The sequence below is a fragment of the Rhizobium sophorae genome (genome assembly GCF_013087515.1).
In the GTDB taxonomy this organism is placed as follows: domain Bacteria; phylum Pseudomonadota; class Alphaproteobacteria; order Rhizobiales; family Rhizobiaceae; genus Rhizobium; species Rhizobium sophorae.
Window position 1 is genome coordinate 1 of the sequence record NZ_JABFCN010000061.1, and the last position, 11,508, is coordinate 11,508.

Sequence of the window (11,508 nt, forward strand, 5' to 3'; positions counted from 1 at the left end):
CCATGCTCGCTTTGGCCGCAACAATCCTATGGCTCAGATAAGTGTCCACAGCTCCTAGTCCGTGTTCTAAAGCGGCAACATGAATTTATCTCGAAAAGTGGCGGCGTCCTCGTTGTGCGGGTGCCGACGCATTGGCCGCTGGAAGATTTCGAACATCTGGCTGACTTTAGCTTTGGGAGAGGCAAGAATAGCGACATTCTAACAGTTGGCATATGCTGTCATGGCCCCAGGAACCGAAAAGGCAAATGGGAATTTCGGCCGCAAAGTTACCTTTCCGCGCCGAAGACAATCGTTTTCATCCCGCAAGGTGCCGAGTTGCATGTTGAATTCGAGGCCGCAGTCGACTGGACAGTCGATTTGGAGGTTTTCGACAGCCGTTGCATTGAGGGGCTTTGCAGGTTCTTAGGAAGCGGAAAGCTGTCTGACGATGACAGGGAATTCCTTCAGCAACAGGATGTTGGCTTAGTCGACAGCACGTTTCGCCGTGGTAGGCCCGCAAAACGAGCTATCGGACGGCTCAGGAAGCTCACCTCGCAAGCAACGAACAACAAACAAATCCTTCCGTTGGCGTCGTTCGGCGCGGCGGGCGAATGGGGACGCCGCCTCAGACGCGATCTTGCATCTTGGAGGGAAGGAGTTTTGCCGTGGCACCAGGTCGATAAAGGAATTCTGCTCTATGGACCTCCTGGAACCGGCAAGACATCTTTCGCGAAATCCTTGGCCGCTGAGTGCGACGCTCACTTTATCGCGTCCTCACTCGGTCAATGGCAGAGTTCGGGACACATGGGCGATTTGCTCAAATCGATGTACGCGACCTTTACGGAAGCAAAAGCGTCTGCCCCCTCAATCTTGCTCGTGGACGAGTTCGATTCGTTCGGCCACCGGGCAAAACTCACTGGTGACAATGCCCAGTACATGTTGGAAGTCATCAACGCGATGCTTGAAGCCGTCGACGGGGCTACGGGCCGTGAGGGCGTGATTATCGTTGCGGCAAGCAATCTGCCGGAAAAAATTGACCCGGCTTTCCTTCGTCCCGGTCGGCTCGAAAGGCACATCGAGTTGTCGAAACCGGATGTTGCAGGCCGGGAGGCAATTCTCACACACTATCTGCCCGAGTTTTCCGAGGATGCTGCCTTAAAAGGGATTGCGAGGCGATTGAATGGTAGGAGCGGTGCCGATCTTGAATACATAGCCCGGCAGGTCCGGCAGCATGCACGAAACGAGAATCGGTCACCGGAGATCGCGGACCTGGAAAAGGAAGTGCCGATCTTCGTCCCTCTGAAACCGGACGAGTTTTGGCGGATATGCCTCCACGAGGCAGCGCATGCCGTTCTCGCGAAGGTTTTCGACCTTGGCGTTATCACATCTGTGGAAGTTTACACGGACGACCATCGGGCCGACCAAGATGATGATATTCACGGCGAGACAGTAATCTTCGTTCCTCAAGCGACCTTGCAGACCGAAAGTTCCTATCGTGCGGATATTGCGATGAAGCTAGGTGGTCTTGCAGCCGAGGAGGTCTTTCTCGGAGATCGGTCGACGGCTTCCGGGGGTCTGGAGAAAGGAGACCTCGTCGGCGCTACCGAGCTGGCCGTGCGGATGGTCGGCATGTTCGGCATGGGCAAGGCACTGCACGTCCTACCCGTCCGATTTCTCGATACAAAGGACGCCGCTCTATTTCAAAAGTACCCGTTTCTTCAACAAGAGGTCGACGACATCTTGAATGCTGCGTTCGATAAAGCCCGCGAATTATTGAAAACTCATGAGAATGTCGTGATGTCTTTAGCCGGGGCCTTAAAAGATAAGCGCCATGTCTTCGGGGATGACCTCGAAACTTTTCTCCGTCAACTGCCTTCGCACACAGCCAGCGCAACTTTCACAAGAAACCGCAACCTAAACAACCTGCCAATGGCACGGTAGCACAGCGTCGCTTTTCACGGACAACGCTGCGAACATTGACCAGCCAGATGCTGAGCGTCGAGAGCTTCCGTTGCAAATATGACGATCCCCGCGCTAAAACGGTTCTGACACCTGTATCGAGGTTAGCAAATCATCCTTCGACGCTAACCTCCCCTAGCCGCTGGCGAACCTGCTTAATAGGCTCTTTGAATGTCGCATGCAGCCGGTTCATCGCGTCTACGAGCTTTGCTTGAATGCTGTCCCACTCGATTTCATCAGATTTGTAGCCACCTTGAACAACATACTTGATGCGAGAGGCCCGCGTCGTACCGTTATCAAGCGGCTCCCAGATCAACGGTGCACCAAACGACCGCTCGATTTCCTCTTTCCGCTCTTGTAGCATGTAGAATATTCGCTTGCTCTCATCACCTGCGGACAGCCCACGGTCGATGTACAACTCTGCGGTAGAATCCTTCTGGGTTACAGAGTAGTTGAAAGCGAGGCCACGGAAACCGGATGACGTTCCAATCCATGAATAGGTCTTGGGTGAAAGATGTGCATGGAGCTTTGCATCCGGCCGTTTGATAAGCATTGTCCACCAGTGAAGGCGGATGTCGTATCGTTCAGCAAACTCCTTATTCGTCCGCGCCACTTCCGATTTGTCCTCAGCAGGGGCGACGATGACGGTTAGCAATGGCGCGGGGGCCGAGTCCCCGATTTTCAGCGCTTGGACTTTCACCAGATAAAACGTGCCGCTGCTGTTCTCGTTCAGCCACGCAATGGCTGCGACATGCTCGGGGCGAGGCTCGGATACAATCCATATTGCCGTCCGCGCCCCCATCGACGTGAGGTAGGTGATCAGCTTGCCGAGATGGTCATGGTTGCTCTTTTCGAGTTGGTTTTCGATGATGACCTTGTTGCCGTTCTCGTCTTCAGCGACAAGATCGATGCTGAACGGCCCTGCGGTCTGCTCACGCTCGATATTCATTAGATTAAGCCCGAGAGCATCGTTCACGACTTCAATATTTTCCTGAAGCCACTGCGTGAAGTCATATGCCTCATGCTTCCACACCTCGCGGAGCGGAACCTGTATCAGTCTACCAATCGTCAAAGTATTCCCCCATCCGAAACATAACGCTTGCACGCATACTTGTTCTCGCCATGATTGCAAAGATGCTAGGGGGAGGAGATTCGAATGATCTATCCAAGAGGAATGCACCCGGGCACGGTATGGCGAAAGGCCGATCTGCAGTGCCACACACCTCGTGATCGATCATGGACAGGCAGCGAAGCGTTGCCTGGAGGGTCAGACGCTGCGGAACTTGCCAGAAAAACCTGGGCTGGAGACTTTCTGTCCGCCGCTAAGGGCAAAGGTCTATCCATTGTTGCGATTACCGACCACCATGACATATGTTTGTCAAATTATGTGCAGGCATTGGCTGAAGCAGATGACGATCTAATTTTCTTTCCGGGCTTGGAGGTCTCTTGCAGCGACAACGCACAATGCCTCGTTATCTTTGATCCGTTAAGCAAAACCGCTGTACATTCCAAAGCTCTCGGCATGCTAACGAACGTCTTACCTGCTGACCCTGGTGACGAAAAGACATGCGTCATCAGCCCGATTTCACAAACTATCTCAACGTTTTATGACGACATCGTTGGGGAAGAGCATCTTCGCGAAGCATGCTTGGTGTTCCCGCATTTCAGCAATCCTGAAGGTTCTCATAAAAGTTTGAACGAGATTGGGCATGCCCTGCGGTTCGCCGCTCTGGGATGCGATGGAGTGTACATCGAGCGCCCGGTTGCCGAATTAGACCCTGTAACGTTGCAGAAGATCAGAGGGGAAATTCCCGATTGGGGCAAACGTCGAAAAGCTCTTTTGCCGACAGGAGATAACCGTAGCGCCGGATGGGAACGGCTTGGTGCTCACGAATGCTGGATCAAAATAGGTGAGCCGACAATCGAAGGATTGCGACAAGCCCTCCTCGCAGACGAGGCGCGGATCGCACATGCAGCGCCGCATGAGCCCCGGGATCGAATATCTTCGATTGAAATCAAATCCACTCTCTGTGGCTCTGACCCGATCAGCATTCGGTTCAACCCAGGCTTTAACGCACTCATCGGCGGACGAGGCTCTGGGAAGAGCGCGATACTGGAATACCTTCGCTTTGGTTTAGGCCGCACATCCACCGATCTTCCATCAACCGAGACTGCAAAGCCTAAAGAGCGAAGTGCGAGTCTGATCGAGGATACATTATCGAATGGAGGTTACGTCGAAATCAGTCTTGAGCGCGAAGGTATCGCCGAGCGATGGCGTCGCGAACTTACGAGCAGAGGTACGATTACCGTTACGGATGTGACCGGTCGAACGTCACAGCTGCCATTGTCAGATGCCCAACAGAAATTTCCCGCTCGCGCCTTTGAGCAAAAGGGCCTGTCCTCCACAATGAATGATCCAGCAAGTGCGGCGGATCAGATCACCGGTATCGCCGCAGCCGAAGAGGTTGAACAACGAAGGGAGATAGAGAGGGATATTAACACGGCCCGACGATCCGTCACCTTAGCGCTTCAACAACTCGCAGCCTATTGGCAGTTACTGCTTGATGTTCAGCGGAAGACGGCACTTCTTCAGGAAACGCAGCTTAGAGCAAATAACGTTGCGGAACGCCTGAAAACGGAGGGCGTGAGCCAGGAGGCTCTCGACGTAATCGATCAGTCGCCTCAATATTCCAGTGGCGCTGCCTTTTTGCAGTCGGTCGAAATTGCAATTGCCTCCGACAAGACCACCATAACCGATTTGTCGCAGAAACTGCTCGCTGATATTCCCGAGATCACGCTCGATGTGGAGCTACCGATTGTCGTCGACCTTCGAAAAAGAGTCGCCGAAACTAAAGAGGCGATCCACAAGCGGCTTCAGGATTGTCTAGCCGACCTCGAAAAACTTGCTGCTACAAAAGATGTAGCCAAGACAGAATTTGGCGAGCATCAACGGGTTTTCAAAGAGAAGTTTGATAGCGCAGTTACTGAACAGGAAAAGCATAGGGCAATTATCGACGAAAACTCCCGTTTAGTAATAGCATTAGAGGCAGCGAAGAAAAGTGTGGCCGCTGCGGAAAAAGCTATGCGAGATGCTGCGGGGGCGGTCGAGGCACTGACGACGGCAAGGCACACTCTTCTGGACAACCTATCTCGACGCCGACAGATACTTGTTGCAGCAGCCGAAAAAGTTGCCGGACACTCCAGCAACGTCCTGAAGGCTCGGGTTAAAACCGACACCGCTCCCGAGGAATACATCGCATCAATTTCGGCGCTCCTGGTAGGTAGTCGAATATCTGATAGTTCAGAGAAGTCGGGAACGTGGATTTCCGAGGTCCTGAAGTCGAATGCCGGGGGATGGACTTCCATTGGCGATCAGATTCTTGAAATCTATCGCGAAAAGATTATGGCTGGGTCTCCTCAAGAACCTGGCACCGCATTGTCGGAAAAAATCGGCGACCTCCTTCTTGGCGAAGAACGGCTCACATCTTTTGCGACGAGCAAGGTATATAGCCTAATTAACGATGCATCCCTCGGCGCAGTCCTCGCGGCTTGCCCCCGTGATTTCATTGTTCTTACCTACGTCGACGCAAATGGTAAGAACATACCATTTGGAAGGGCTTCAGAGGGTCAACAAGCGTCCGCGCTTCTGGAACTGCTGCTGAGCCAATCGGCCGGAACACTCATCATTGATCAGCCCGAAGATGACCTCGACAACAACGTCGTAATGCGGATTGTCGAACTGATCCGGTCGTCCAAGAGCAATCGACAGCTGATATTTGCAACCCACAATCCCAATATGGTCGTCAACGGCGACGCAGACAAGATTGTTGTGCTGGCGAGTACCCCGATTGATCCGCGTCCTGGTTCTGAACAACCTCGGGTGGCCATTGAAACAGACGGTGCAATCGAAACAGAAGTTGTGAAATCTTCCATCACCCAGGTGATGGAAGGTGGTGAACCAGCGTTTGATCTCCGTCGACGAAAGTATCGGTTCGGGTCAGCATCAAATTAGGCGCTTTCAGACCGCCGGAGTTTTAACTGAGGATGAATTTTTGAGGTTTCTTCCTGACGGACCCGCAATTCCCGACGAGCTTCTCGTCGCCCGCGATAACGGACGCGTCATATTTTTTTGCGGAGCAGGCGTTTCCCGAGCACGGACCGGTTTACCAGACTTCTTTGGCCTCGCCGAGGCCGTCATCAAAGAACTTCGGGTTCCGGCGACCAGTTCGGCTCACAAAATTCTTGCTGAGGCAAGGGATATCGAGAACCGCACAGGGGTCGCCGGTCTCATCTCCGCTGATAAGCTCTTCGGCCTTCTCGAACGAGATTATCTTCGCCGTGACATTGAAGCGGCAGTGGCGAAATCCCTTCGCCCGAAAGACAATGCCGATCTGTCGGCACACCAGATAATGCTCGACCTTGCTACCGCTCCGAATGGGCGAGTCCAATTAGTAACGACGAATTTCGACCGCTTATTTAATGACTGCAAGGTCGGCGTGGAATGCTCACAGTTCCCGCGCCTTCCGGACCCCGCTCGCCAGGGCGATATCAACGGGATTGTCTACCTGCATGGCCGGGCCACGGCTTCATACGACGCCGCTGAAAACGAGGGATTTGTGCTTTCGAGCGCAAGTTTCGGCCGAGCATATCTGTCGGATGGCTGGGCAGCGTCATTTTTCAAGGAAATTTTGAAACGTTTTGTGGTCGTTTTCGTCGGTTACACCGCCGACGATCCACCCGTTCAATATCTTCTGGAAGCACTAAACCTTGATCTGGGTACACTCGAAGGGGTGTACGCCTTTCAATCAGGAGGGCAAGACGAGGCGGTCGAACGCTGGAGACACAAAGGCGTTCAGGCCATTCCCTATGATCCAAACGATCATCATAAAGCGCTGTGGGATACGTTGGAGGCATGGTCCGTAAGGGCTCGCGATATTGACGGTTGGTATAATGGGGTACTTCGAAAAGCCTTCGAAGGGCCGAGAAAACTCGCAGCATATGAACGCGGTCAAATCGCTCATCTCGTAAGTACCCCCGAGGGCGCAAAGCGGTTTGCGAACTACGAAAAGACGCTACCAGCAGAGTGGCTCTGTGTATTTGACCAATCTGTTCGCTACGCTCGGCCCAGCCATATCTGGTTGAATCATGAGCGTGGACCCTATGTTGATCCGTTCGACCTCTATGGCTTGGACGCCGACGAAACGCCTAAACAGATTGATCCCGAAGATCATTTCCCGAAGAGGGAGGTTCCACGTTCAGCCTGGGGTGCCTTCGATGTCAATTCGGGAGACCTCTCTGGCAGCGGTGCTTACTTACTTTCCCCCCTTCGGGGCTATGGTTCCACTGCACCATCTGGAATCCCGCTTCGACTTCAAATCATCGGGGATTGGATAACGAAGGTAGCTCATGAACCGGCAGCGGTATGGTGGGCTGGGCAGCAACTCGGTCTTTATCCAGCACTATGCGAGCGGATTAGATGGGAACTCAGGCGCAATAAAGCCGATCCTGATATTCGCCGGTCTTGGCGATTGCTGTTCGAAAGTTGGGCGCATCGGCATCAACCACAGCGTCGAGAGTGGTATGAACTTCAGGAAGCAACGAAGCTGGATGGATGGACTTCGACAGCAATCAGAGAACTCGGGTCGATAACTCGACCATACCTGGTGGCAAAGCCTCCATATCTCGAAGGACCCATCCCGCCGGACCCAGAGGCCATAATAAACGTCGAGCGCATTGTTCGGGCTGATGTGGAATATCCAGATATTGCCATAGACGTTGCAGTTCCAGCAGGACTTTCTCTTCAATTGATACGGGAATGTAGGCGCAACCTGGAGATCGCTCTTGACCTTGAAACGGAGACCGGGGGCTTTGGTCTCGACCGGATCAGTCCGATCAACCGCGATCCTGACCCCGAGATTGACGGACATGAACGCTTCCGAGGTCTGAGCAGACTCGTCCTCAGCTACTCAAAGATGCTGAGCGCCCACCTTGATGTCGATGCGACGGCCTGTCGTAGAGAGATGATGACGTGGCCTGCAGATGACGACACCATTTTTGCAAGGCTTCGAATTTGGGCTCTCGGGAACAATGATTTGGTGCCTGTGCCTTTAATTTCCGAGACCTTGGACGTGATCAGTCGTGAGGCGTTCTGGTCCCCCTACCATCAACGCGACCTGCTTTTGTCCATCAGGTCTCGGTGGGACGGCCTTGGTGCAACAGAAAGGTCGGAGATCGAGCGTCGAATTTGCGAAGGACCTTCTCGATGGGAAAAAGAAGATCAAGAAAAATATGATGAAAGGAGAGCGTGGGCTGTCGCTTCGCGTATCCAGTGGCTTGCGTCCAACACGAGCGGTTTAAGCTTTGACGTCGATATCGTTCTCGCCGAGCTACGGACATCAGCGCCAAATTGGAATCCCGAATATGCGGATCGAGCGACAGAGTCTTTGGAAGGACGCGGCGGGATTGTTCAAAAGGACAAGGACGCGACGTCGCTCAAAAACAAAGCAGCCTCGGAGGTCCTTGCATTCTCGCGCGAAGCATCTAGCAGCAGACGCGATTTTCTCATCGAACGAGACCCATTCGCCGGACTTGTCGAGGAATTTCCTTTACGAGCTTTCGCGGCACTTACCCATGCAGCCAGGAACAACGAATTCCCACCCTGGGCGTGGGACCGTTTCCTTTCAGCCGAAGCAAGAAAATCAGATACCGAGCGCTTGATCAGCCTTATTGCAGAGAGGGTCATTCGCTATCCGGTAGCCTCCCTTTCCTCTATAATTCGGCCGCTAGCTCGCTGGTTTGAAACAGTTGCTGGAAAATTAGCGCGTTCAAATGTCAGCCTGTTCGATCAATCATTCTCAAACTTAGTCAAAGTCCTCAAGACGAATCCCGAAAGCGGAGGATCGGCAATTATTCGTGGCAACACGGAGCCCGACTGGACGATGGAGGCAATAAATGCTCCCGTCGGAAATCTAGCGGATGCGTTGCTCGAAGACCCAAGGAAGAATGACCTGATCGCCAAGCAGGGCTTCCCAGCGGAATGGCTTGCCCACGTTGAGGATTTGCTCAATTTGCCGGGCGACCTACGCCGTCATGCGCTGGTGATATTCTCACACCAAATCAGTTGGTTTGATGCTGTCGATCCTGATTGGACGCGCTCAAATATTTTGCCCGTGCTGGGAGGACAGGATTCGCTCGATGAAGATGCAATGTGGGCAGGATTCCTCTGGGCCGCACGGGTGCCGAACACCGAACTTTTCCTATTGCTGAAACCTCACCTGCTTAAGAGAGCGAATGAGCCGAACTCCGGACGGCGCGGCTATAACCAGGTGATTGCTGGCATGCTGTTAGCTGGATGGGCCAGCCGCCACAAAGCCGGTGAGAAACTCGTAAGTGATCAGGAACTCCATGATCTTCTTGCCACTTCTGATGACGACCTTCGGCAGAACGTAATCTGGCAAGCGGAGCGTTTGGCAGACGACAAGGACGCATTCGAACCGGAAACCGGCTTGAAATGGTCCGAGCTGCTTGTGATGCTCTTAAAAGATGTTTGGCCGAAGCAGAAGGCGGCGAAGTCTCCCGCTATCTCGTCGCGCCTTTGCGACCTGGCATTCTCGGCAGAAGACAATTTTGAAGTCATGGTGGATGCTGTCCTGCCGCTGGTTTCGAAAATCGAGGGCGACCAAATGTTTTCGCCTTTAGTCGGCGGCTTAGAAGACACTGTTGTCGAACGATTTCCGTCGAAGACGCTGGAACTGTTGTATGCGGTTTTACCGGAAAACGCGAAGTCGTGGCCATACGGTACTGCTGGCACACTGAAGCGTATCGGCGAGGCAGAGCCTTTCTTTAAAACCGATGTGCGGATGCTGGAGTTGTTACGAAGGCTTGAATTTAGCTGAATTTTCGCTTGATACTCCTCAAGTCAAATTCTCAATAGCGCAATTACAACTTATACAATTCTTACTCTGACCAGCCAAGAACACACCATGGATGGCGCGGTCGTGTTTCGCTGTGCTAGTTGAATCAGACAGATTCCAGGGTGGAATTTCAGGAACATCATGCCGACCGGCCCCTCAATTGTTGGGAGCATATTTTGTACGAGAGTGTGGCAAGGGATCATAATCTCATCGCGTATTTGATCAACAAGCCGTTTCCGAGCTTTCTTTAGAACTGCTTGAATTTGTGATAAACAACTTAGGGTACTTATTCGCTGATTCTGTAGGTAGGCCATGAGCGGACGGTCGCGCGTCGATACGACTAGCGCAGAAGATAAATCAATCGGTTTCGACTACCAGTATTATTACTTTCTCAACGAATTGTTGAATCTGAAGAGCGGCCAAGTTGTAGGCTTGGAAGTGCTAGATGACGTTCACGTCGAGCGACCTGATGGCACGAATTTACTTGTCCAGCTGAAGCACACGGTTCAGACGAGCGCACAAGGGGTGCCTATCAACCTTACGACGTTGGATGGTGATCTTTGGAAATCGATTTCGAACTGGTGCAAATTGATAATCGACCCGGCGGATGGACGGGCGTCTGTGGCCTCTCAGCTCTCTTTTCTTGAAACAACCAGCTTTCTGCTCGCATCGAACAAGTCGGAGAACGGCAAAAACGCCCTCTTGATATCTATTGATGCTTTCAAGTCTGCCACCAAGACCCACGCGGAGCTTATTACTGATATCACATCACTTAAGGCGAAAACCAAAGACCTGATCATCCAGGGGTACATCGATGATGTGCTCTCACTCGACAATGCTGTGTCAGAGACGTTTTTTCAGCAGTTGTCGTTTGCCCTTGGCAAGGACGAAATCATCGATCTTTGCAAAGCGTCCATCGCGGAAAAATACATACATCCGTCACGTATCGACGACGTTTTCCACGCTGTCGACTCCGAGGTGCGGCAAAACTCGTACGCCACGGTGAAGGCAGGAAAGAAGATCACATTCAGTTTCGACGAGTTCACGCATTACTATCGTCGGCATTTCGATAAGGCCCGCAGTGGCGCTCTACCCTTCAGGAAACTCCCGCCTGTTTTGCCCGATGACCTTCTCGGACAGACGTTCATAAAACAGCTGGTGGATATTGATGATGTCAAGCCGGATGACATCGAGTTCCATACCAGCTTTACTACTCGACGCCTGCACTTTCGCGATAACCTGGAGAGGCTTGTCCAGGACGGAGACATCACCCAATCTGATATCGACGATTTGGAGGAGGAGGCCGCGACCATATGGGAGGGCAGGTTCCTGCAGGCATATTCAGGCCAACAGGCTTCTGGAGACGAGGGCGCATCTGCCCGGGCAATCGTCGGCGATCTGCGGCAAAGGAAGCTGACACTCGCCTCGCAGGAGCTTCCCATAACTATGAGCAATGGTGGCTTCTACGATCTTTCTGATCGTCCGGTGATCGGTTGGCTGAGCAACTGGAAAGATCGCTACAAGTGAAATTTAGCTCTTACTACAATAACCTCGGGATCAATGCGTTCGCTATCTCTGCGGTGTTAAAGGAGGCTGGATGTTGTTTTCCACGCGGAACTGAGCCGGTTTTTCCACCGAGAAGTGAGCCACCTCTGAG

5 protein-coding genes are annotated in these 11,508 nt (G+C 52.7%); 4 read left to right on the forward strand and 1 reads right to left on the reverse strand.

Features of this window, described 5'->3' with window-relative positions:
- Positions 1–1,920 (forward strand): AAA family ATPase (locus G9X64_RS31595; protein WP_210259750.1); only part of this gene is annotated, 1,920 nt, incomplete at its 5' end.
- A 130-nt stretch (positions 1,921–2,050) separates the two neighbouring features.
- Here the strand turns inward: G9X64_RS31595 and G9X64_RS31600 are convergent.
- Positions 2,051–3,010: a DUF4268 domain-containing protein gene (locus G9X64_RS31600; protein WP_171378138.1), complete on the reverse strand. Its 960-nt coding sequence runs from the start codon at positions 3,008–3,010 to the stop codon at positions 2,051–2,053.
- Between the two features lie 84 nt (positions 3,011–3,094).
- Here G9X64_RS31600 and G9X64_RS31605 point away from each other — a divergent pair, with 84 nt between their 5' ends.
- From G9X64_RS31605 to G9X64_RS31615, 3 genes are all read left to right on the forward strand, one after another.
- Positions 3,095–5,950, forward strand: a complete 2,856-nt coding sequence (locus tag G9X64_RS31605; protein WP_171378139.1) for a TrlF family AAA-like ATPase — start codon at positions 3,095–3,097, stop codon at positions 5,948–5,950.
- Complete coding sequence (locus tag G9X64_RS31610) at positions 5,904–9,833, forward strand: SIR2 family protein (protein WP_171378140.1); 3,930 nt, start codon at positions 5,904–5,906, stop codon at positions 9,831–9,833. The genes G9X64_RS31605 and G9X64_RS31610 overlap by 47 nt, the downstream gene beginning before the upstream one ends.
- Positions 9,834–10,163: 330 nt before the next feature.
- A complete protein-coding gene (locus tag G9X64_RS31615; RefSeq protein ID WP_171378141.1) occupies positions 10,164–11,378 on the forward strand; it encodes a hypothetical protein in 1,215 nt (404 codons plus the stop codon).
- The last annotated feature ends 130 nt before the right edge of the window (positions 11,379–11,508 follow it).

Excerpts from the sequence above, each read along its gene's own strand:
- G9X64_RS31605 (WP_171378139.1), top strand. The coding sequence starts at position 3,095 with ATGATCTATCCAAGAGGAATGCACCCGGGCACGGTATGGCGAAAGGCC.
- G9X64_RS31615 (WP_171378141.1), top strand. The coding sequence starts at position 10,164 with ATGAGCGGACGGTCGCGCGTCGATACGACTAGCGCAGAAGATAAATCA.